This is a genomic window from Actinomycetota bacterium, from assembly GCA_041658625.1.
Lineage (GTDB): Bacteria > Actinomycetota > JAHEXW01 > JAHEXW01 > JAHEXW01 > JBAZZW01.
Genome location: JBAZZW010000001.1, coordinates 802,709 through 822,378, shown reverse-complemented (window position 1 = coordinate 822,378; position 19,670 = coordinate 802,709). Strand labels below are relative to the sequence as shown.

Annotated in this window: 29 protein-coding genes; 10 read left to right on the top strand and 19 right to left on the bottom strand. The window is 52.8% G+C overall.

The genetic code is table 11. The features are described 5' to 3' along the window. Nucleotide 1: 1 nt before the first annotated feature. The gene (gene purM / locus WC891_04225; protein ID MFA5867158.1) at nt 2-1,009 is read right to left on the bottom strand and encodes a phosphoribosylformylglycinamidine cyclo-ligase; all 1,008 of its coding nucleotides are present in this window, start codon (nt 1,007-1,009) and stop codon (nt 2-4) included. A 72-nt stretch (nt 1,010-1,081) separates the two neighbouring features. Here purM and WC891_04220 point away from each other — a divergent pair, with 72 nt between their 5' ends. Next, on the top strand, nt 1,082-1,837 hold the full coding sequence (locus WC891_04220) for a hypothetical protein (protein ID MFA5867157.1): 756 nt from the start codon (nt 1,082-1,084) through the stop codon (nt 1,835-1,837). A gap of 12 nt (nt 1,838-1,849) precedes the next feature. Here WC891_04220 and WC891_04215 read toward each other — a convergent pair whose 3' ends face one another. From WC891_04215 to WC891_04200, 4 genes are all read right to left on the bottom strand, one after another. Further along, entirely contained in the window at nt 1,850-2,290 is a 441-nt protein-coding gene (locus WC891_04215) for a helix-turn-helix domain-containing protein (protein MFA5867156.1), read from the bottom strand. A gap of 62 nt (nt 2,291-2,352) precedes the next feature. Next, a complete protein-coding gene (locus WC891_04210) occupies nt 2,353-2,745 on the bottom strand; it encodes a hypothetical protein (protein MFA5867155.1) in 393 nt (130 codons plus the stop codon). Between the two features lie 73 nt (nt 2,746-2,818). Beyond that, complete coding sequence (locus WC891_04205; GenBank protein ID MFA5867154.1) at nt 2,819-4,219, bottom strand: hypothetical protein; 1,401 nt, start codon at nt 4,217-4,219, stop codon at nt 2,819-2,821. Between the two features lie 59 nt (nt 4,220-4,278). Then, the gene (locus tag WC891_04200; GenBank protein ID MFA5867153.1) at nt 4,279-5,676 is read right to left on the bottom strand and encodes a metallophosphoesterase family protein; all 1,398 of its coding nucleotides are present in this window, start codon (nt 5,674-5,676) and stop codon (nt 4,279-4,281) included. Nucleotides 5,677-5,716: 40 nt separating this feature from the next. Here WC891_04200 and WC891_04195 point away from each other — a divergent pair, with 40 nt between their 5' ends. Then, a complete protein-coding gene (locus WC891_04195) occupies nt 5,717-6,544 on the top strand; it encodes a hypothetical protein (GenBank protein ID MFA5867152.1) in 828 nt (275 codons plus the stop codon). 37 nt (nt 6,545-6,581) lie between these two features. Continuing rightward, on the top strand, nt 6,582-7,172 hold the full coding sequence (locus WC891_04190) for a YdeI/OmpD-associated family protein (protein MFA5867151.1): 591 nt from the start codon (nt 6,582-6,584) through the stop codon (nt 7,170-7,172). On the opposite strand, the gene WC891_04185 is transcribed toward WC891_04190, so the two are convergent. Genes WC891_04185 through WC891_04170 form a run of 4 tightly spaced genes read right to left on the bottom strand, consistent with a single transcriptional unit; the run spans nt 7,169 to nt 9,664 of the window. After that, the gene (locus tag WC891_04185) at nt 7,169-7,906 is read right to left on the bottom strand and encodes a hypothetical protein (protein MFA5867150.1); all 738 of its coding nucleotides are present in this window, start codon (nt 7,904-7,906) and stop codon (nt 7,169-7,171) included. The genes WC891_04190 and WC891_04185 overlap by 4 nt on opposite strands. Nucleotides 7,907-7,947: 41 nt before the next feature. Further along, a complete protein-coding gene (locus tag WC891_04180) occupies nt 7,948-8,316 on the bottom strand; it encodes a hypothetical protein (protein MFA5867149.1) in 369 nt (122 codons plus the stop codon). Between the two features lie 9 nt (nt 8,317-8,325). Further along, the gene (locus tag WC891_04175; protein ID MFA5867148.1) at nt 8,326-8,925 is read right to left on the bottom strand and encodes a YbhB/YbcL family Raf kinase inhibitor-like protein; all 600 of its coding nucleotides are present in this window, start codon (nt 8,923-8,925) and stop codon (nt 8,326-8,328) included. Nucleotides 8,926-8,953: 28 nt separating this feature from the next. Further along, on the bottom strand, nt 8,954-9,664 hold the full coding sequence (locus WC891_04170; protein MFA5867147.1) for a DNA alkylation repair protein: 711 nt from the start codon (nt 9,662-9,664) through the stop codon (nt 8,954-8,956). A gap of 415 nt (nt 9,665-10,079) precedes the next feature. Between WC891_04170 and WC891_04165 the strand changes: the two genes are divergently transcribed. Both WC891_04165 and typA read left to right on the top strand, forming a co-directional pair. Then, nucleotides 10,080-10,388, top strand: coding sequence for an RNA-binding protein (locus tag WC891_04165; GenBank protein ID MFA5867146.1), 309 nt, complete (start codon nt 10,080-10,082; stop codon nt 10,386-10,388). Between the two features lie 130 nt (nt 10,389-10,518). Next, nucleotides 10,519-12,330, top strand: coding sequence for a translational GTPase TypA (typA, locus tag WC891_04160; protein ID MFA5867145.1), 1,812 nt, complete (start codon nt 10,519-10,521; stop codon nt 12,328-12,330). On the opposite strand, the gene WC891_04155 is transcribed toward typA, so the two are convergent. Continuing rightward, complete coding sequence (locus tag WC891_04155) at nt 12,327-12,770, bottom strand: PIN domain-containing protein (protein MFA5867144.1); 444 nt, start codon at nt 12,768-12,770, stop codon at nt 12,327-12,329. The genes typA and WC891_04155 overlap by 4 nt on opposite strands. Continuing rightward, a complete protein-coding gene (locus tag WC891_04150; protein MFA5867143.1) occupies nt 12,754-13,035 on the bottom strand; it encodes an AbrB/MazE/SpoVT family DNA-binding domain-containing protein in 282 nt (93 codons plus the stop codon). The genes WC891_04155 and WC891_04150 overlap by 17 nt, the downstream gene beginning before the upstream one ends. A 129-nt stretch (nt 13,036-13,164) precedes the next feature. Here WC891_04150 and WC891_04145 point away from each other — a divergent pair, with 129 nt between their 5' ends. Next, nucleotides 13,165-13,356 carry a hypothetical protein gene (locus WC891_04145; protein ID MFA5867142.1) on the top strand — a complete coding sequence of 64 codons (192 nt, stop codon included), beginning with the start codon at nt 13,165-13,167 and terminating at the stop codon, nt 13,354-13,356. Between the two features lie 59 nt (nt 13,357-13,415). After that, complete coding sequence (locus WC891_04140) at nt 13,416-13,607, top strand: hypothetical protein (GenBank protein ID MFA5867141.1); 192 nt, start codon at nt 13,416-13,418, stop codon at nt 13,605-13,607. Between the two features lie 8 nt (nt 13,608-13,615). Here the strand turns inward: WC891_04140 and WC891_04135 are convergent, their stop codons facing one another. The 3 genes from WC891_04135 to WC891_04125 form a co-directional block, all read right to left on the bottom strand. Beyond that, nucleotides 13,616-13,813 (bottom strand): hypothetical protein, encoded by a 198-nt coding sequence (locus WC891_04135; protein MFA5867140.1) that lies wholly within the window; start codon nt 13,811-13,813, stop codon nt 13,616-13,618. 103 nt (nt 13,814-13,916) lie between these two features. Next, complete coding sequence (locus WC891_04130; GenBank protein MFA5867139.1) at nt 13,917-14,354, bottom strand: hypothetical protein; 438 nt, start codon at nt 14,352-14,354, stop codon at nt 13,917-13,919. A 38-nt stretch (nt 14,355-14,392) separates the two neighbouring features. Continuing rightward, nucleotides 14,393-14,830, bottom strand: coding sequence for a hypothetical protein (locus WC891_04125; GenBank protein MFA5867138.1), 438 nt, complete (start codon nt 14,828-14,830; stop codon nt 14,393-14,395). 120 nt (nt 14,831-14,950) lie between these two features. On the opposite strand from WC891_04125, the gene WC891_04120 reads away from it, so the two are divergent. Next, complete coding sequence (locus tag WC891_04120; GenBank protein MFA5867137.1) at nt 14,951-15,433, top strand: hypothetical protein; 483 nt, start codon at nt 14,951-14,953, stop codon at nt 15,431-15,433. Nucleotides 15,434-15,506: 73 nt separating this feature from the next. Next, on the top strand, nt 15,507-15,857 hold the full coding sequence (locus WC891_04115; GenBank protein ID MFA5867136.1) for a DUF1622 domain-containing protein: 351 nt from the start codon (nt 15,507-15,509) through the stop codon (nt 15,855-15,857). Nucleotides 15,858-15,874: 17 nt separating this feature from the next. Here the strand turns inward: WC891_04115 and WC891_04110 are convergent, their stop codons facing one another. The 3 genes from WC891_04110 to WC891_04100 form a co-directional block, all read right to left on the bottom strand. Then, entirely contained in the window at nt 15,875-16,792 is a 918-nt protein-coding gene (locus tag WC891_04110; GenBank protein ID MFA5867135.1) for a metallophosphoesterase, read from the bottom strand. 263 nt (nt 16,793-17,055) lie between these two features. Further along, a complete protein-coding gene (locus WC891_04105; protein MFA5867134.1) occupies nt 17,056-17,475 on the bottom strand; it encodes a type II toxin-antitoxin system death-on-curing family toxin in 420 nt (139 codons plus the stop codon). Continuing rightward, nucleotides 17,472-17,723 carry a helix-turn-helix domain-containing protein gene (locus WC891_04100; protein ID MFA5867133.1) on the bottom strand — a complete coding sequence of 84 codons (252 nt, stop codon included), beginning with the start codon at nt 17,721-17,723 and terminating at the stop codon, nt 17,472-17,474. The genes WC891_04105 and WC891_04100 overlap by 4 nt, the downstream gene beginning before the upstream one ends. Nucleotides 17,724-17,946: 223 nt before the next feature. On the opposite strand from WC891_04100, the gene WC891_04095 reads away from it, so the two are divergent. Then, complete coding sequence (locus WC891_04095; GenBank protein ID MFA5867132.1) at nt 17,947-18,348, top strand: protease inhibitor I42 family protein; 402 nt, start codon at nt 17,947-17,949, stop codon at nt 18,346-18,348. A 13-nt stretch (nt 18,349-18,361) separates the two neighbouring features. Here the strand turns inward: WC891_04095 and WC891_04090 are convergent, their stop codons facing one another. Continuing rightward, nucleotides 18,362-18,868 (bottom strand): hypothetical protein, encoded by a 507-nt coding sequence (locus WC891_04090; protein ID MFA5867131.1) that lies wholly within the window; start codon nt 18,866-18,868, stop codon nt 18,362-18,364. 47 nt (nt 18,869-18,915) lie between these two features. Beyond that, nucleotides 18,916-19,587, bottom strand: coding sequence for an alternative oxidase (locus WC891_04085; GenBank protein MFA5867130.1), 672 nt, complete (start codon nt 19,585-19,587; stop codon nt 18,916-18,918). Between the last annotated feature and the right edge of the window lie 83 nt (nt 19,588-19,670).

The following is a 19,670-nucleotide window of genomic DNA, read 5'->3' as shown; positions in this document are numbered from 1 at the left end:
CTTAAGAACCCCCCAGAACTACGTTTCCGCGGCCTTTGGCAATTTGTCCGATCACAAAATATTCCTCGCCCAGGGCTTGCAGTAACCTTCCCGCCTTTTCTGCCTCTTGAACTGGCAGTATTATGGCCATACCGATGCCCATGTTAAAGACCGTGAACATCTCTGTCCGTTTGACGTTGCCCTGTCTTTGGAGCATAGCAAAGAGTTCCGGCGTCTTCCAGGCATCTGTGTTTAAAACCGCCGCGGTTCCTTCCGGTAGAAGCCTGGCTACGTTGTCGACTAAGCCGCCGCCTGTTATATGGGCGATACCATGGACTGTCGTTTCTCTTACTAATTCCAGAATCTGTTTGACGTAAATTCTGGTCGGGGTTAACAACTGTTTCTGAAGCGCCGGGTCGGGTTCTGGCAGCAACTTTCTGACCAGCGAATATCCGTTACTATGAATACCGGATGAGGGCAACCCTATGATTACGTCGCCATCGGTGATAGCCGATCCGTCAATGACCTTACTTTTCTCAACCACGCCGACCGTAAATCCTGCCAGATCATACTCGCCTACTTTATACATGTCGGGCATCTCGGCCGTCTCGCCGCCCAGAAGCGCGCAGCCGGCTTCGACGCATCCGTCACTGATTCCTTTGACCAACGCCGTTACCAGGGAAACTTCAAGCTTGCCGCAAGCTATGTAGTCGAGGAAGAACAATGGCTCCGCCCCCATGACCACGATATCGTTGACGCACATCGCCACCAAGTCGATGCCGATAGTGTCATGCACGCCGGCTTCCTGGGCGATTTTGACCTTAGTCCCGACTCCGTCGGTCGAGGATACGAGCAGGGGGTCGTCGTAACGGTCCGGTTCCAACCTGAAAAGTCCGCCGAATCCGCCTATGCCGCCAACGACGCCAGGTCGGCTTGTTTTCTTGACCAGTTCTTTGATGACGTCAACGGCAGCGGCGCCGGCTTCGATATCGACGCCCGCATCCTTGTAGGCCCAGGAATCTTCAGGCACGTTGCCTCCTTGAGGGGCAGACTGGATACCTGTATTATACACATCAGAGCACTGTACATTAAGGAGGCATATTTGAATTGCGTGCACTGCGGCGCCGAGCTATCGGACCGCGAAGAAATCTGCACCTTATGCGGCAAACTGGCTAAGGTTCCGGACTCGCCCGCCGAGCCGGCCGAGCTTCCTGCCGCCCCCTCTGAACAGCCGTCCGCACCGGATCAAGCCGCGGCCTCGGCGCCCGTTGACAAAACCAAAGCCTCCAAGGAGGGCGCCGCCTTCTGCACAGAGTGTAAGAAATTCGTCTATCTGGACGCCAACGGACGCTGCGACCGGGGGCATCCTGTCTCTTCTATGGCCGCGCGCGGCTCCCAAATGCCGGATCAGGCCGCGCGAAGCGGCCGAACCTTGGAGCGTTCTGTGCCCTCCGGCACCTATCCCGGAGACATTCCTGTGGAGGGTATGTTCGCCGACAACTCAGGGCAGGGCTCGATGTCATCCCTACCGGCAGAATTGGAGGGCGTCAACTGGGGCGCGTTCTTAATGACCTGGATTTGGGGTATCGGTAACCGCGTCTGGCTTTCGTTTCTTGTCTTCGTTCCCGGCGGCTACTATGTCATGCCCTGGGTACTCCTGATAAAAGGGAACGAATGGGCGTGGAAAAACAAACGCTGGGACAGCATCCAGGAATTCCAGGAAGTCCAAAGAAAGTGGGCTATCGCGGGGATTGCGTTAACCGTCTTGGGGATTGCATTTTTCTGTCTGGCCTGGGTACTTCTTGTTTCCACCGGTACTGTCAGCAACACAGGTCAGGCTGGCGGTCAAATCTCTTAGCGGCCTTCGGGCTTAGCCGCCTTGGTTGATCTCTTTCTCAACCGTGATTGCTTCGTCCAACGCCCCGGCCTCTTGAGCTCTGCCCGCGAGATATTGCCAGTCCAATTTGTCCATATTAAGCGTCATTACTTTTTTCGCCTGCTTGCGCTCGGCCGCGGCGCCGGTCTTGTTAAAGGCGGCTAAATGGGCGACAATCTCATCCTCCACCCGCACTTCCTTCCCCGCAACGGACTGTGTAGTCCTCGTAGTCTTCGTTGCCCTGGTAGCCTTACCGACTGCCGGTACCTCAAGCTTCCCGGCCAGCCAATCGTCGATCACCGCCTTGGGGAATCTATACTGACCGCCGACTTTGATGTGTGGAATCTCGCCTGAGGTTAACATGCGGTATATCTTGGTCGGGCTGAAACCCATATAAGCCGCTACTTCTTTGACGTCCATTATGTCTTTAGTCAATATTAATCACCATTGGTCAATTCTATCATATTTTGCTGCCGACCGGCAGCCAGCGGCTAGCCTCAGGTGGAACAGTTTGAAGTGACAGTTATTTCTCGTATGGCGGGATCGCCTCCCGGCCGGATCGCCGTGAAGATAAGGCTGTTCTCTCCCGGCTGCAGTTCGACTACACCTTTGAAACTTCCGTCGGAGTAAACCGTGAGACTCTTGCCGTTTACGGAGAGGCTCGCGTCAGAATCGGTAAGACCGCTGACTTCCATTTGTGACGAATCCGTGACGTCTCCCTGGACGGGATAGGTGATATCAAGCTTGGGCACCGCGACCGACGTAGAGTTGGAGCCCACCGATTCGGACCAAGGCCCGACCGGAAAAGCCGTCGGGCAGCAACAAGCCAATCCGAGGAAAGCCAGTAGCCCTACGCAAACCAGAACGATAAAAAGTCTGTGGATTCTCATAGTGTCCCGCCCCCTCGTGTCGAATATAGAACAGCCCATGATTGATATCGGCTTGGTGAGAAGAATGGATAAATCAGAAGGTGTATTCGACCGTCCCGCCAAGGTTGCTCTTGGACGGAACAGTTACCGTAACCGTATCGTGAACCTCGGCTCCGCCGCCCGGGATGGTAAACGAAAACTCTCCGTTCTTATCGGTTGTCCCCGTTCCTGACGTGCTGTAACCGTCGGTTCCGACCATGCTGTAATCCATCATAACGCCGGCTTCAGCTGGAAATATTCTAACCGTCATGGTGACGCTTTGACTCGGGGCGGGATCGGGCGGATTGGCCGTAATCAGCAGTTTGCCTTCGTTTATCCACTGCTGGCCTTCTTCTAGATTGATGTCCGTCTCCGGATCATACAGGTCATCCCCGAACGTGGCCGGGTCGACGAACACAGTCGGCGGCGGCGGACTGAAATCCGGGCCGAAATCGACGAGGATGACTGTCGGGATAACAGCTACCATCACGTTATTGGCTGACTGACCGGTGTTAATCAAGACGTTGGTTACATTCGGCGGGAAAATCATCACGACATTCGTGATGAAGATCTGGACCTGTTGAATCAAAACGGCGGTCGGGGTTACCGGCGCCTGCGTCTTCATCGGGTTGCCGCACTTCGTCAAGACGCGCGGGATCTCGTTAGCGTCGCATAATGCTTCGCGGTCATAGGTCAGAGTGAAATTCGGCACGATGCGGTAGTCTTCCATCGTGTTGGTGATAATTGTTCCCTTTAGCAGTGTGACCTTGATCGACTGGCCGGCCTTCTCCCGCTCCACCTCGCGATTGACATCACTCATAGTCATCCCGGTTACTTTGGTCAACACCCGCAGATATTCCGCGTCGGCGTCGGCTTTGGCTTTGACGTCCTTCCAGGAGTAAATGCCCTTGGGCACCAACGGCGCGACATCTATAACGGCGGCGACTTGAGCCGAGTTGGCGCTTTCCGCTCCGGATGACGCGAGAGCCGTAATTACGTAGTAATATGTCGTGCCCTTTTTCGCGGTTCCGTCTTTATAGTTGGAAGCGGGGCTCTCGACCTTATCAAGCTTGGTAAAACCCTGGCCCGGCTTTTCGCTCCGGTAGATGCGAATGTTCTTGGCGTCGCTGATCGAATCCCAGTCAAGCTTGATGGCCGCGTCGGTCGCGGCCGCTTTAAGTCCGGTCGGAATGGCCAGACTGCTGGCTTCCATCTTGGTCCCGGAGCTGCCGCCGGAAGGTTTGAGGATAGTTCCCGGTTGGCCTTTGGCGCCGGCCAAGCTGAGCATGCCGAACAGGCTGCAGGAACAGCAACACGTCAAGAGAAGAAGGATGACAAGGGTGATTATCAGACAGGTTACGCAACCCCGGCGGCTTTTCGGCGCCTGCGGTTTGACCGGCGCCGGTTGTGTTTGAGTTTGGACTTGCGTTTGCGGCTGGGCCGCCGGCATCTCCATTATTCGCTACCCCCGCCGACATTTTACCTTATACGGAGCCCACGCCGCTAGATGGAATATTATGGCGTCTGCTTTTTTATCGTTGTCCGGTACAACGACTTTCCGTTTTGGTCGATGAAAGATATCGTCGCCAGATTGCCGTTGATCGTGACGTCGGCAAAAGCGTAAGCGCCGGTTTTCAGCCATACGCTGGCCAGCGACCTATAGGTCAGCAGTTTATGCGGCTCGCCCCCCAACGCGCCCGAGACAACATAAGTCACACCGTTCTTTTTCAACAGCTCGTTGTCGTGTTTGTGGCCTGACATCACGATATCGACGCCGTATTTTTCAAAGACCGGCGTCAACTCCTTGATAACCGATTTGTTGTCATACCAAGGCCAGCCGTCCTCAATGGCGCCGGAGGAATAGTAGAACGTGTGGCTCATAACGATTGTCCAGTCATCTTTCGGGATGGTCTCCAGTTCGTCAATTAGCCAAGTCTTTTCCTCGACGGTATACGTCTGCAGCTCCCATTCCAGGTCCAGCAGCAGGAAATGGGTGTTTCCTATATCAATCCGTTGCCATAAATCTTGGCCGCTTTGGCCTGGCGGTTTCTGATATTTCTCAAACAACGGCAATCCGCCCAGCATCGTATCGTGATTACCCGGTAGTACGACCGTCGGAATAGACCGGGTGTACGGCGCGAACTGCCGCGCGGTTTCCCGCCAGATGGAGTCGTTGATACCAAGTTGAACCATATCACCGAGAAGGAAAAAAGCGTCGTACCCGTTGGTCGGTTTGGCAATTTGCGCCAAGAGCGCCTTGGTGGCGGCCGGATTACTTGTTTTGTTCCCGAAATGAACATCGCCGCCCGCGGCAAACCAGATCGGTTGTCCGTCGTTTGGGGGCGTTCTGAACCAGACCGGTTTCTGGCTGTTCACCGCGTACATATATTCATTATCCGGCTGTAAACCGTCTAAGCGAAACCAGTGCTTATTTGACGCGATTTTTTCCCTGGTCGAAAACAACTTGCCCCCGACCTCGCCCCAGACAATCGTATTCCCGGTCGGTTTGTCAGTGTAAAACACCACGGCCAATCCCGGCATCCCTTTAGGCGCTTGGGACTCTATCATCATTAATTGAGGCGGCGTATCACCAGAGCCGTTGAACGCGGGGGTAAAAATATAAGCGGCGAAAGCGGCGCACAGCGTGAAAGAGACAACTATCATGGCCCAGGTCAACGAGCCCGATATCGCGGCCGCCAGCCCCCGGCTGCGTCTTTCAAGAATGTCCGCGCACAGCGCGATTAACGCGAGCAAGCTGGTACCCAGCAAAATGTACATATTGCGTTTGAGCGGCAGGTAATCCCTGATGACATCCATCATGCCGTGCTGGCTGGACAGATATGTCACCAACACAATCGGCGCGGCCACCCCGGCCAAGGTTAAGGTCCATCTCAGGTATGGTTTTCTAGACATCGTTCTATTATATGATATAAAAATGTATACTGTTCATGATATGAACAGCAAAAAGCGGAATCAGCGAATCGTTCTCGCCGCCTGGCTCGGTCTGTTTTTTTTCATCACAATCTTCCTGCTGACTTCCGCTTTCGTAAACACAGCCTATGCTGAACCTGTACGGGATGTTTTCTATTTTATAATGGGTGTTGTAACGGTTACCGTCTTAATCGTCGCCGCTGTCAAATCCCGTGGTCACGACAAGAAAGTCTGGATTCTGATAGCATCAGCGGGCGCGTTGTGGGCAATCGGCGACTTGTCTCTCCGTATCTGCGAGCTTACCGGCATGTTCGGACCTAAAAGAGTTTTTTGCGTCCCGGATATCTTCTACCTAACCTCTTATGTGTTCCTGGTCGCTCTCGTGGTTTCACTCGGCCGCGCCACCGAGAAACCGGGCCTGAGATTCAAGTGGGTAAAATTCTACCCGTTTGCGGTTATAGTCGTGTCTATTATAATCAGCGTAGTTATGGCCATATTCCTACCGCACGGCGTCGCCGCCAGCATAGTGCGAACGCCGGGCGTAGACTTTTCCTTGTTTGTAAATTACTTGTACACGGCCCTCGACGTGTGTGTTGTGGCCGGGCTATCGGTGATAATCCTGGTCCACAGAACCCACTTCAATAGACTATGGGAAGCACTGCTCGTGCTCGGTTTGTCGGTCTTCACAATCGCCGACTTAAGTTACAGCCTGTTTAAACCGGCCGGCATCTACGATCCGGTCAACTTGCCCACCCAGATCATCATCGCGATGTGGCTGGGTGCTTACGGCCTGTTGTCTATGGCGGCGGTCTACAAACTGACCGAGAACACTGAATTAATTTCGACTTAACCGCCATGTTGTTACTTGAAGATGCTAGAATACTAATATGATTGTTAGTTCTTTTTCTAAAGACACCGAGGAACCCCTAGACCCCAAGGACCGTGCTACCTGGCGTGCGTGGCTGGACAAAAACCACGCCTCGTCATTGGGCACGTGGGTCGTAATACACAAAAAAGAGAGCCGCTCACCCCGTCTTCTTTTGGAAGACGCGGTTGAAGAGGCGATATGTTTCGGCTGGATAGATAGCCGGCTTCACCCGATTGATAAGGAAAGATTTAAGCTCTGGTTCTCCGGCCGCAAACCGACCAGTATCTGGTCGCAGAACAACCGTAACCGCGTTGCCAGGCTGGAGCGCCAGGGATTGATGGCACCGGCCGGACAGAAAGCAGTCAAAATCGCCCAGGCAAACGGGGCTTGGACGTCGCTCGTCCCTATCGATAACCTGGACATCCCGGACGATCTAAACGAGGCTTTAAACGCTAATCCGGCCGCGCGAGAGAATTTCGACGGCTTTACCGATTCGACTAAGAAGATGATACTTCGGTGGATAGACACCGCAAAACGCGAGGATACCCGGGCCAAGCGGATAAGTGAGACCGTTAGTCACGCGGCCAAGGATCTGCCGCCGCACCACTAATCGGGAATAATCACCGAGGCCAGAATCATATCGGCGGTCGCCGAATGCAGAGTGTAATAATCCGTTCCGCCATAGTTGATGCTGGCGGTATAAGAAAAAGTGTAAGCCCGCCCGTTCTTTATGGTCCAAATTCTTAGCCTCTTCCAGGGAGCGCCCACATCGGAATACGTATCCATGATTTTTACCGCCGGGCTTTCGCCAACCGAGGTCTCCATTTGCTCCGCAACGGTTCCGCCACCCATAGGCTGCGTCTGGGCTGTGTGGACATATGAGTCCAGCGTCGTACCGGCCGGGACTTCCTTGACAAAGATGCCGAAAACGCACTCGTTCAGAATAACGCCTCCGGCCGTCGGCGGACCTAGGAAAACGACGTTTAAGCTTCCGGAAGTCTCTGTTTTTGTCCACCCGGCCGGGAACCGAACGAACACCCTCCATGACTGATTTTCATAAGTCTGCCAACCCTTATACTTCTCCGCATCCTCCGCGGATTGGGTGATGCTAGGCGTCGATTTCTGATTAATGTTGGTATCATCCGTGGTTGTGGTGCTTTTTTTCGTGGTCGTCGTGGCCGTTTGGCTCTGGTCCGTCGACTTAGAATTCAACCTGACAGCGACCAGGCCGACAATCACCATGAAGAAAACAATTACACCGGCCGCGATTGCCAACGCCATCCAAATATTTCGTTTCCGTTCAACTTTCTTAACAGGAGTTTCCCCTACCGGCTTGTCAGCCATCCGGCCTCCTTTCTACAATATCGCACGTATACTTTTAATGGCTAGAAATCCCATTCAATAGAGCCTGATTTCACTGTCACCTTGTACTCGCTGCCGCTTTGCCCTACAAATAAAAGAACCAGCTGGTCCGAATTATAATCCATTATGCCCACTTGCCCGGCTTTAGGCATCCCGTCAACGACCTTCTCACTGACCGTATTCTGTATCTTCGCTGCGGTCAGACCCTCGTAGACGTTGTCATGCTCCTCCCGGTATATCTCGGCCGCGGAGATGACATTTCGCAGTGACGACTGCGCCAGCGCCTTCTCGGCCGCGTTGCCGCCGCTAGGCCAGAACATTATCGCGGCAACCGCGATAATCGTTCCGACGATTGCCAGCAGACCGATAACCGCCAAGGTCTTTTTCACCATTTCGCCTCCTTACCGTTCCATCATTCCTGAGATTTTGGCGCTGGCGATCGCGGCTGGGTCTACAGCCGCCTCGAACACGGCTAGAGAAGGTGTCGCCGGCACCTCAATATTATCGTTGATTAAGGCATACAGAATGAACTCATATTCATGAGTTCCGGTCCCCGCCGGCGGCGTAGGCCCTCCATAGCCCTTGTCTCCGAAAGTGTTGTTAAGCTCCTGTGCGCCTGTCGGCATCTTCTCCGTTCCGGATGCTCCTTCCGGAATCGATGTTGCGGTTGCCGGTATGCTGACGACCGCCCAGTGAATCCAGTTGTCGGCCATGGGATTGCGGTCCACCATAACCAAAGCGAACGCCTTGGTGCCGCTCGGAGCGCCGGACCAAGACAGCGGAACGCTCACATTCTGTCCGCCCGTCACGTTGGACTTGGCGTATTTGATGGGCAAGGCGGACCTGTTGGTAAAAGCCTCGCTCTTTAACTCAAACATCGTCTTCTCAGCCCCCTTTTCGGTTGTTCCGGTCGTCTCCTCGCTACCGGTCTGCTTCGAGCAGCCGAACAGAACAACGACCCCGACCATAAGAACGCATAACGCCATCATCGCCTTTTTCATAACTAACACCTTTCGCGGCCGCGCCGCTTTAAGCCAGTCTGACTTGAATCTTATCGCTTTCCAGTTCCCGAATCGCGTCCGCGGCAATCCACCGCGCTGCTTTTGAATCTATCTTCTGAATTTCCCTGGCCGCTTTCAAGGCCTCTTTATTGAGAGCGGCGTTCCTCTTGCCGATGTTTCTCAGCGCCCAGTTAACAGCCTTCTTAACGAAGTTTCTCTCGTCGGTCGCCCCAGCCTTGATAATCTTCAGGTAACCTATGAAGTCTTTGTCGGGGGCTTGTTTGGCGTGCCAGGCCAGGCAGGCGATCAAAGCAAAGGCGGCTCGCTTGACGAACTCTTCGTCTCTGGTCGACCATTCCCTGACCAGCTCAGGAGCGAAGGGGAGTTTATCCATTGTCATACATAATTGGTCGCAAACGTCCCAGGCATTAATATCTACGACCCACGATTCCAGTTGCTCTTTGGTCATTTGAGCGGGGTCGTCCGCGATTGCCGCCAGAATCATTGCGTCCGGGACCTTCGTAACCCAAAGTTTGAGCGCCAGATCATGATTCTTGCGGATCTCCTTGGCCAGCTGGCGAATGTCGGGCATGGACAAGCCCAGCCGGCCGGCGCCGGTTATCCCGAACCTAGCCATGCCCTCCAGCTGGTCGGGCCTGGCTTTCGCCTTCAATCTGTCCATGGCTTCTTCAAACGTCATATTGCCCATATCGTCAGTATAGCCCTTTGCCGGCAACATTGATTATCATAGAGGAGAGAAGGGAGCCGGCCTTGCACCAGCATGCTAATCCCGATCCTGGCGCCTTTTGGCGTAATATTCGCCAGCCAATGTCGCTCGGTAAGAAATTAAAGCTTATATTCTCGAACCTATGGCGCAGAATCCGGTTGCGTCAAAATTGCTGTGACCACCCCGGCGAACCCGGTTGCTGAATGTAGCTTTCCTGAGGGCCGGTCGGCCCTAAGCCACTTTTACGAAGACGCCTGGATTGACTTGTAACTATCATGTGCATTGTGTGTTATACTTAAATAGTAGGTTTTTCGATTGAGCTTTTGGTTGAGCACGCAGAGATTTTTCCTCGTCCGCAGACCCCTGGTTCCTTTGACTAGCCTCCGCCTTCATCCGAAGGCAATGACTGTGAAGGGAGGAAAAGAGTATGGGAACTAGACTGTATGTGGGAAACCTTTCCTACGACACAACTGCCGATCAGCTTAAAGAGCTTTTCTCGGCCAGCGGTGTAGTCGCGTCGGCGGACCTGGTAATGGACCGTCAGACCGGTCGCAGCAAGGGCTTCGCGTTCATTGAAATGGGCAGCGAAGAGGCGGCGGCAGCGGCTATCTCGGCGTTGAACGAGACGGAGCTTGACGGTCGTAAGCTCAACGTTAACGAGGCCAAGCCTCGCGAAGAGCGTACGTCGTCCAATAACCGTAGCTACGGCGGCGGATACGGCAGCAAGCGCTACTAAGCGTTAGCTTTATCTGTTAAAGACAAACGGCCCCTGGAGAGGTTCATCCCTCCCGGGGCTGTTTTCTTTTTGTGCCGGACATCCAGTCTGATTTGCTATTTCGGCGAATCTCCCGTAGCATCAAACATCTATGAATCTTCGCAATGTTGCCATTATCGCCCACGTCGACCACGGTAAGACTACTCTCGTAGACGGTCTTCTGAAGCAATCAAAAACATTCCGGGAAAACGAAGCCGCGTTCACGCAAACCCTGATCATGGACTCTAATGACCAGGAAAAGGAGCGCGGTATAACCATCCTTGCCAAAAACACTGCCGTTATCTATAAGGACACTAAGATCAATATCATCGACACTCCCGGCCACGCCGACTTCGGCGGGGAGGTTGAGCGCACTCTGAACATGGCGGACGGCGCCATTTTGGTCATCGACGCCCAGGAAGGCCCGATGCCCCAGACTAAGTTCGTGCTGAAAAAGGCCATGGAAATCGGGCTGCAGTTGATCGTGGTCATCAACAAGATAGACAAGCGCGACGCTCGGGTTGACGAGGTCATCGAGAAGACGCACGACCTTTTCCTCGACCTGGCGACCGACCCCGACCACCTTGATTTCCCCGTCTATTACGCCATCGCCCGCGAGGGCAAAGCTTGGGCAACCATGCCGGCCGACATGAGTGCGCCCGCCGATCTGACGCCTATTTTCGAGGCGATCGTGAAATATGTCCCGGCGCCTCAAGCGGAGGTCGACAAACATTTCCAGATGCTGGTCGCCGCGCTGGATAGCGATAGCTACCAGGGGAAATACGCCATCGGCCGGATTACTCGGGGCAGCATCAGTCCGGGCACAACTATAACGCTGATGAAAAAGGACGGCACGGAAGAGCAAGCGTGCGTTGATGCGGTCTACGTCAGCCAAGGTTTGAACCGGTTGGCGGTAGACAAAGCCCAGGCTGGTGATATCGTCTCGTTGACCGGTGTGAAGAACGCCAATATCGGGGAGACGCTGGCCTGTGTTAACCAACCCGAAGCGCTGCCGGTCATCGAGATCGAGGAACCGACGCTAAAGATCAGCATCTCCGCCAACACCTCGCCTTTCGCCGGCCAGGACGGCAAGTTCGTTACCAGCCGCCAGATCCTTCAGAGAATCGAACGGGAACTGGATACCAACGTCTCTCTCAAGTTGGAGATGGGTGAGTCTGGGAACTTCATCGTTTCCGGGCGGGGCGAGCTGCACCTGTCGGTTTTTTTGGAAACGCTTCGGCGCGAGGGATATGAGTTCCAGGTCGGCAAGCCCCAAGTCATAACGAAGATGATCGACGGACAGGAAAACGAACCGGTTGAAGAGCTTACCGTTGACGTCGACACGGCCTATACGGGTGCCGTCATCAGCGAAATCGGCCGCCGCAAGGGTGTCCTGCAATCCCAGGAAGACAACTCCGACTCTACCGTCCGCTTGGTTTTTGAGATTACGACGCGGGGGCTATTGGGTTTGCGTAGTGAACTGCTGACTCAATCCAGGGGAACCGCGGTCATGAATTCAATGTTCCTCCGCTATCAGAAGTTAGGTTCAGCCCTTGTTCAGTTAAGAAACGGCGCGTTGGTTGCCTCGGAAAGCGGCAAAGCTGTAACTTACGGCCTGGGCAACACGCAAGAACGCGGCGTCCTGTTCATCAATCCGCAGACTCCTATTTATAAGGGTATGATCGTCGGCCTGCACGCAAAGACGAACGACCTTTGGGTCAACGTGGCCAAGGAAAAGAAGCTGACCAACATGCGGGCCGCCGGCTCCGACGACTCCATCCTGCTGACGCCGCCGACTATCCTGACCCTGGAACAATGCTTAGACTTCCTGGAAGACGACGAGCTCCTAGAGGTCACCCCGCATAATCTCCGCCTCCGGAAACTGTATCTGGACCAAAAACAAAACCGCAAAGACAGAGACTAGGTTTTTTGCGATTTCTTCTTCGGGGGCAGTCTAAGCAACAACTCCGAGCATGAAATCAACTCAACCATTTCTCTTGTCGCCCTGTTCGAGAACTTCTTGTCTCCGGATACTACATAATCTACGTCCGCTAGAACGGCCGACGCTAATACCGGCGCGTCCTCGTCGTGCGTAACATATTTCCGGTGACGCAATACCATCGCTTTGGATGGCAGGGGGACTGTTTCGAAAGGAATAGCCTCCAGGAAAGCCCTGAGATCATCTTCCCTATCAGGTGTTTTCTTCTTAATAACACTTTGCGTCTCACGAACTACGACTTGTCCAAGCATAAGAGTCAGTCTTTCCTCAACCGCTGCTATAACAAGCCGACGCTGCGGTCCATTAAACCAAAATGCCGAAACCAGGATATTTGTATCGGCAAAAACCCTAAGAATCGGCGCCATATATCTCGCGATAGACGGTGCGGCGCGCGGCGCGTACAATCTCCACTACGTCGTCAGCTTTCAAATTATTCTTTCGCGCGCTTTCCTCAAAGCGAGTCAGGATTTCTTCCAACGGTGTCGCTTGCGCCTTCTCGATAATTATGAACCGCTCGTCGACCTCATAAACGCTCAAAACATCGCCCTGTTTGATATTGACGCTCTTCCGCACCGACGCCGGCAGGGTAAGCTGGCCCCGGGAAGACAAAACCGCGCTTTCTCTTTTCATATTATGACCTCCATCAAAATCCGTATTTACTTACATTATACTTACTTTTCCGATTCCATACAATGGGCTCTCTCCTTTGCAGTGGTATATATGTAATCTAGGAGGAAACCTATCCAGAAAAGGAGTCTCATGCCAGATAGCAATAATTCATCGAACCGAAACGTCGTTCTAAAGAACGAAGTCATCCTACCCAAAAGCGGCGACAATTATATGGAAGTCAGGCACATCTCGGTTAAGGGGACCAATGAAGAAATCGGCGAAGCGTTGGCCGGAATCGTCCGGAACAGGCTTATAACTCATTCAATCGCTACAGGAAGCTGAATGCTTATCTAGTTGAGAATACCGACCGGAAGTATTCAGCCGCCGACGGATTTCAGGCAATGGACTTGGTTCGAGGTTTTTGCCAGGACAGCTCCGAAGGCCCGTCGCTCGACCTACCGCTAAGAACCCTCTGGCCGCTGGTGATCGACTTGGACGATAAAAGCGTGCGCGTTAAGTTCTATCTAAAAGACGGCCCGAACAAGTCCCAAGACTTCACCGACGAATACCGTTTCGCCCTATCGGCAGACTGACAGCTGCCTTAGTGAGGTTTGTGGTTGTCTTGGTCTTCGTAGTCGCGGTGCGTAGTGCGCCCGTCCTGGTCGCGAACCCTCATCCTGTGACCCGGGTCATACTTAAGACGTTCTTGAGATTTGGGTTTCTCAACCTTTGATTTATGCCCCTCCTCGGGCGGACAGGGCTTTATCTTCTTGGCAACAGGGGTCTTCTTGCACTTCATGGCTCCTCCTCATCGATAGCTTCGACAATGTTATAGCACGTAATGAACCATTCTTAAACTAGGTCAAAACATAGTTTTGTGCAATGTAGAGGCTGGTATAACACTAGCCGGCCTGCTTCCGCCGACTCATAATGCAGATGTTTTGACAGGTGCTGCAGGCTACCCTGGAATAGGCATAAACCAACATCGCGCCGGCCCAAGCCAACGAATAGCTGACGATCGGGCTTAACAGCCAAATCGCGTATAGGCCGACGAGCATTGTCAAACCCAGCATTGTGACCGGCAAGGTCATGTTTCTGGCAGGCAGCTTTTCAACCGGCGCCGCTTTCCGGCGCCCCATGAAAATAAAATAGGGACTCTTCGGATTAATCGCGCACTCATCGTTGCCGCATCGCGGGCATAGCCAAAAGGTGTGAATAAGTATCTGCGCCACCAGCAGAATATAGAAGACGGTGGCGACAACAGGCGCGCTAGCCCACGCTACGCCACCGATCAACACCATATAAAAAGCCAGCAACCAAACAATCAACTTCTGTCTCATAATTCAACTCCTAAAGACAGCCCATCTGTTTAGAATATTTACTTCTTCGGTTCGAGGTTGCGGGTGATGTTCTGGGACAGCGAACGCAAGACTGATTGGTAATCAACGACCCGGCCGCCGTTACGCAGCGCGTCCCAATCCGCGAGCGCCATCTCTCTATCTTTCTGGTCGGTAATATCCCCCAGTTTCTGCCGCGCGTCGGTGGCGGCGGCGTCTTCAATCCGGTCGATCTTTACGTCGCCGGGGATTATCGGGGCGTTGACAGCTGCTTGAAGCGCCAAGCTGGTTACCTTAATAGCGACGACTCCGTCCTGTAGATCTTTCAATTGTCGTTGCGCGTCGCCGGTCCTTCTGCGTTCTGTCTGAAGATTTTTCTCTATCGCCTGCAAATCGCCGCCTTGCTTAACGATCACCAAGCCGCCCGCCGCCAAACAAACGAGCAGAACCACAGTTACGACCACCGCGTAAACTTTCATAGCCCCAACCCCTCCTTAGACAACCAACATTTTACTATCGCCAGTATACTGTCATTCCCCAAGCCATACTAGCTCGGGTATACTTCAATTAATACGCTGGTTAAACAAGGAGTAAATAGGTTGAATAAACGATTCCCGATAATCTTCTTTCTTGCATTAATCTTTATCACCGGTTGTGGCAAGGCGGAAAGCCCGCCTCCCCCAGCCCTTAGCGACAGCCTGCCGCCGAATATAGGCTCAGTCGAGCTCACGGAAACAATAACCGGTGAAGCCGCGGCCGAAATGAGTACAAGGCTGCATCAGAGACGGCTCCGAAACGCTAAAGAAATGGCCATTGGAAGCTATGGAACTGATATATCCGTTTGGCTCAGTGAATACGCCACAGCGAAAGAGGCGAGGAGCGAAACCGACCGTATGGTTAAGGCCATGCAGCGCATCGGCGGCGACTTCGGAAGTGTTCGCGTAATCAAGCTGGCCGGAAGGACCGCGTATGTCGTCGCACCTGGAGGGCAGACTCAATACTTCTGGTCCAGGGGCAAGATACTTGTATACGTCATCGCCGGCGGGGCGACCGAGCAAGAAGTAGAAGCTGCGTTTCCTTAGTGTTCCTATATGGGTCGCGTAAGTTCCTTTATGACTGATATACTATTTGAGATTTGATATTTGGGAGCTTACTGTGGAACAGCAAGTAAAAAATATATTTCATATTATTTCTTTCGCTCTAAATATCTTCGCGGGTTTGGTTATCGCCATTTCCGCTATTGATAGCGCCATCCGGTATGTCGGTGGCTTTGGAAGATACCTGAAGGATCCGGTTTCCACCGACGAAATCCGGTTACGTTTGGGCAGATCTCTTTCCTTTGCCTTGGAGTTTTTGGTAGGCGCGGACATTCTAAGGACCCTGATTGCTCCGTCCATAACGGAGATTTCGCTGCTTGGCGCCACTGTTGCCATCCGGGTTACCTTGAACTTCTTCCTCGAGCGAGAAGCGGACCACCTTCTCTCCGCCAGAAAACTCAAAGCCTAAAAGAGGACTCAAACCGGTTATTGGATTTGTAGACTTTCTATCCATTCGTGGGATGATATCCGGCCGTCGGCGGAAATTTCCAGGTAGGTCGATTGCGGACCATTGCTTGACCATGAACCACTATTAAAATACTGCATGTCGTCCCAGGTCATGCTATCCGGCGTGTGAGTATGGCCGAAGATAATCGTGTTCGCCTGGTGGTCGGCGTCAGCCGAATCGTTATATTCAGCCAAAGCCGTCGGCGCCGCTTTCCGCCACAATTCCGGAGAAACAACATCGACCGTCGAACCGAACCAGTGCTGAACCGAGTTGATCATATTTCTACCGATGCTCCGGCATCCCGGCCGCTGTTTCGCGACCGGTTCCATCGCTCCCGCTTCTACAACCCTCTCGGCCGTAACAGGGTCTCGGCGCTGAAGAGCCCTTATGACACCGCTGGAGACGTCCGAAGCCGGCAAGCCGCGAACATCTCCGTAATATGTGCCGAGAATCAGGTCGCCGGCGAACAACATTAGCGAGGGATCGTAGAAATGTCCGTGCTCGACCAGGACCCCGCCGGCCGGTGTTTCTATATAGACGCGCGGATATGTTATGGCCATCCTGCCCAACCAGGGAACCTGAAAGTCAAGATTAATCCGCAAACCGGAAATCCCGATGTCGTGGTTGCCGACCAGGTAGACCAGGTCTTTATCGGGCTTGGAGGCAAAGGCAACCAGACCGCTCATCACTTGTTCCGCGACGCTGCCCTTAGGCACGACATCGTGGTTTCGCACCGGCGGCATATCCATCAGATCCCCGGCTATATATAGCGCCTCGATTTCCGGAGTCTTGGCTTCCAGGAAATCCAGAAAGTGCCGGGCCTTGGTCTTGCCCTGTGTTTTTTCCCCGTTGTCCCAGGTATCGATATGCAAATCAGAGACAATGATAATCGCCATACCGCCAGTATACTCGTATTCGCAAGTATTCAAGAATACGGTAGTCACTGTATTTGTTTCTGCGCAGATACAGAAATCAGAACAGGAGGCATACAGAGGTGCGTCATCCTGGGGCGCCCCGCAAATCTGCCGCAGCCTGACTGCCGGCAGGCAAGGAGGGAATTAAAGGGTGGGTGCTAAACAATCTCCTCTACCCTACAGGGAGAGGATTAAAGGTGAGGGGGTGTTTCCGTCATTGCGAGGCAAACATCCAGCCCCCGTCCTCATACACCTGCAAGATGGTCTGAGATAAACCTTTGGGTATCCTTTACTACACTATCCATGTATTTGGGATTACTTTGCGCGACTTCAACCGCTTGTTGATAGAGCTGTTCATTCGTAACCCTTAGCCATTTGTCGTTTAGCACGAGGAAGGTCAACCTTGTCGTCACAGCGACTCGTTTATTCCCGTTGAAAAACGGATGATTCTTAATCATCAGATAGAACATAATCGCCGCTTTCTTAGGCAAACCACGATATGGGTCTTTGCCCCCGGCAACTGTCTCGAATGTTGTCTTTAGACAACTCTCCAAGATACCGGGATACCGCGTTGATAAATCCGGAATCGGCTCGTCAAAGGCCAGTTTCTCTTGCGCCAGTCGATGGGTGACACGCTCAACCTCATTAATCGAAACCGGCTTCATTCTTTGCCCAACCTGTTAAGCGCGTCTCCATATTCCTTTATGACCCGGTCGACCGTTTCGTCGATAATCTTTTCAGTTTCGGGTGTCGTCTCCGAATAGATATCCCCAAGATCTTGCCTATCGATAACATAGTTCCGACCGATTTTTACAGCCTTAAGTTTCCCTTGACTTATCTTCTTCCAGACAGCTATACGGCTTATGCCCATTATCTTTGCCGCTTCCGTTGTGCTAATCATATTCTTGTCCATGTGTGCCCCACTTTATTACCGTTGTTAACCTTAACCAACCTAGTTAACATATGTTAACCAAATAAATTTAAGTTAACACATGTTAACCGCGTAAGCAATAACCGAAACCTTATTATTCAACCCCTGGCCCCATTTACATATTGAACCCTTTTAATTAACTGGCTGTGCGTATATGATTAAATCAGCTGGCAGCGGGGTTAGCGCTAGGCCATGGAGGCGCCAAATGAGAAGAACCTTAGTAATTTCATTAGTCTTTGTTCTGGGTATTGTCGCGGTCCTGATTTATGTAGGTTGCAGCCTTAGAACGGCTAATTATACCGAGGCCGATTCGGGCAAGACCATTGAAGCGTCTGTAGGCCAGCAATTCACGATTACTCTCAGAGGCAACGCGACTACGGGATATGTATGGCAGATGGCCAAGGGTACAGACAGTAAAGTCGTTAAAAAGATAAGCGACAAATACACGGCCGATAATACGGGGCGAGTGGGCTCAGGCGGCGATCATGTTTGGTCCTATAAGGCAATCGCGGCCGGCGAAACGACGATAACGCTCAATTATCTCCGGACCTGGGACAAACCCGTTGCTCCCGCCAACACCCTAAAGTACAAAATCAAAGTACAGTAGAAACACCAAAGCTCTATATCGGGTTGCCGCTGACGTCTGTGAAAGATGGCGCCCCCGGTTTATCGCGCGCCGCTTGGAATTCGCCGCCGGTCGAATCCTTATAGACCAATTTGAACGTAGTTTCTTCGGCCGAGACGATACCGACCTGGCCGGGATTAGGAGCGCCGTCAGCCCAGTTAATCTTAGAGTCGATGGCTTTCAGATCGCCCGCTGTCATGCCTCCATAAGAATTGTTATGGTCCGAAGCGAATTGGTCGGCGGCAACAGCGGCGGCTTTAAGTATCGCCTTGGCGGCCATAGTGTCTGTTTGGTTAATGGAGCGTCCGGGGAGTACTAACAAAACGTACGCGACAGCGGCGAAAGATACGACGATTAGCAGAAATGGAATCATCAGGCCGAGAGAGAAGGCCCATTTCTTGCCCTCCCGCTTGCCGCGCAGCTTAACCATTTCATCTTCGTGCGCCTGCCTCTTGACTTCCCGAGTGGCCCGGTGTTCCTCTCGTTTTTGTGACTTATCCATAGCGCTAGACTAGCAGAACCAAAGGACTAGAAACAGACTTGACCCTTTTAAGGCATCCCTTCGTATTCAACGACAAACTCCGGTTTGCCGCAAGCGACAAAGCTTGCGTTCCTGTGGTCGCGTTCGTCCAAACCAACGCGGCGGAAAACATCGCCCCAGGTTTCGACATCCGCGTAAGCTTTCACCAGATCGTTATCTACTTTTTGTTCGTCCCACTCCGGATGCTCCCCAACGAACTGGGCGTATACGTGCTCGGCGTGGTCCTCGAATTCGGCGTTAAAAAGAAAGGCTCGCCGAGTACGGAATAATGCTAACGTCTTCGCGAAGGGGACATAGACCATGACCATGATAAATGGGATTAACGGGAACAGGTACCAGGCGTCTTTCATCCCGTCTTCTTTCATCTTCTCGTTGACGATCAGAAGGTGGGTGTATTCATTGTCCTGGGCGTTTCGGCTCCATTGTTTTATGCCGTTGGCCCAATCGACGAATTCCCACTTTCGATACCGTCGGGTCAGCCGGATATACTGCCGGATCTCCCATTCACGGTAAGGAATGCAGGCCAGAGTCTCCAGCAACTTGGCCTTTGACAAAGTCACCTTACGGCCCGTCAGGATATCCATGGTTATAAAAAAACTCCGCGCCATTATAGAATATTTGTACCGCGGCCTGGCAATCGAAGCTTGCTGTTCTTTCTTTAAATCAATCGTCTGTGTCATAATGCTCCTCCCCTTCAATAGAGTAATTCTATTTTTCTTTATGTACTATCTGACCGGGGTCGGCTTAGGGGTCAGGTCGTGCT

Coding starts and splice junctions, on each gene's coding strand:
- typA (MFA5867145.1), top strand. CDS start 10,519: ATGAATCTTCGCAATGTTGCCATTATCGCCCACGTCGACCACGGTAAG.
- WC891_04130 (MFA5867139.1), bottom strand. CDS start 14,354: ATGAGACAGAAGTTGATTGTTTGGTTGCTGGCTTTTTATATGGTGTTG.
- WC891_04110 (MFA5867135.1), bottom strand. CDS start 16,792: ATGGCGATTATCATTGTCTCTGATTTGCATATCGATACCTGGGACAAC.
- WC891_04095 (MFA5867132.1), top strand. CDS start 17,947: ATGAGAAGAACCTTAGTAATTTCATTAGTCTTTGTTCTGGGTATTGTC.
- WC891_04165 (MFA5867146.1), top strand. CDS start 10,080: ATGGGAACTAGACTGTATGTGGGAAACCTTTCCTACGACACAACTGCC.
- WC891_04210 (MFA5867155.1), bottom strand. CDS start 2,745: ATGAGAATCCACAGACTTTTTATCGTTCTGGTTTGCGTAGGGCTACTG.
- WC891_04100 (MFA5867133.1), bottom strand. CDS start 17,723: ATGGACAAGAATATGATTAGCACAACGGAAGCGGCAAAGATAATGGGC.
- WC891_04185 (MFA5867150.1), bottom strand. CDS start 7,906: ATGGCTGACAAGCCGGTAGGGGAAACTCCTGTTAAGAAAGTTGAACGG.
- WC891_04090 (MFA5867131.1), bottom strand. CDS start 18,868: ATGGATAAGTCACAAAAACGAGAGGAACACCGGGCCACTCGGGAAGTC.
- WC891_04105 (MFA5867134.1), bottom strand. CDS start 17,475: ATGAAGCCGGTTTCGATTAATGAGGTTGAGCGTGTCACCCATCGACTG.
- WC891_04195 (MFA5867152.1), top strand. CDS start 5,717: ATGAACAGCAAAAAGCGGAATCAGCGAATCGTTCTCGCCGCCTGGCTC.
- WC891_04205 (MFA5867154.1), bottom strand. CDS start 4,219: ATGGAGATGCCGGCGGCCCAGCCGCAAACGCAAGTCCAAACTCAAACA.
- WC891_04180 (MFA5867149.1), bottom strand. CDS start 8,316: ATGGTGAAAAAGACCTTGGCGGTTATCGGTCTGCTGGCAATCGTCGGA.
- WC891_04175 (MFA5867148.1), bottom strand. CDS start 8,925: ATGAAAAAGGCGATGATGGCGTTATGCGTTCTTATGGTCGGGGTCGTT.
- WC891_04200 (MFA5867153.1), bottom strand. CDS start 5,676: ATGTCTAGAAAACCATACCTGAGATGGACCTTAACCTTGGCCGGGGTG.
- WC891_04155 (MFA5867144.1), bottom strand. CDS start 12,770: ATGGCGCCGATTCTTAGGGTTTTTGCCGATACAAATATCCTGGTTTCG.
- WC891_04145 (MFA5867142.1), top strand. CDS start 13,165: ATGCCAGATAGCAATAATTCATCGAACCGAAACGTCGTTCTAAAGAAC.
- WC891_04125 (MFA5867138.1), bottom strand. CDS start 14,830: ATGAAAGTTTACGCGGTGGTCGTAACTGTGGTTCTGCTCGTTTGTTTG.
- WC891_04135 (MFA5867140.1), bottom strand. CDS start 13,813: ATGAAGTGCAAGAAGACCCCTGTTGCCAAGAAGATAAAGCCCTGTCCG.
- WC891_04085 (MFA5867130.1), bottom strand. CDS start 19,587: ATGACACAGACGATTGATTTAAAGAAAGAACAGCAAGCTTCGATTGCC.
- WC891_04150 (MFA5867143.1), bottom strand. CDS start 13,035: ATGAAAAGAGAAAGCGCGGTTTTGTCTTCCCGGGGCCAGCTTACCCTG.
- WC891_04190 (MFA5867151.1), top strand. CDS start 6,582: ATGATTGTTAGTTCTTTTTCTAAAGACACCGAGGAACCCCTAGACCCC.
- WC891_04170 (MFA5867147.1), bottom strand. CDS start 9,664: ATGTTGCCGGCAAAGGGCTATACTGACGATATGGGCAATATGACGTTT.
- WC891_04140 (MFA5867141.1), top strand. CDS start 13,416: ATGGACTTGGTTCGAGGTTTTTGCCAGGACAGCTCCGAAGGCCCGTCG.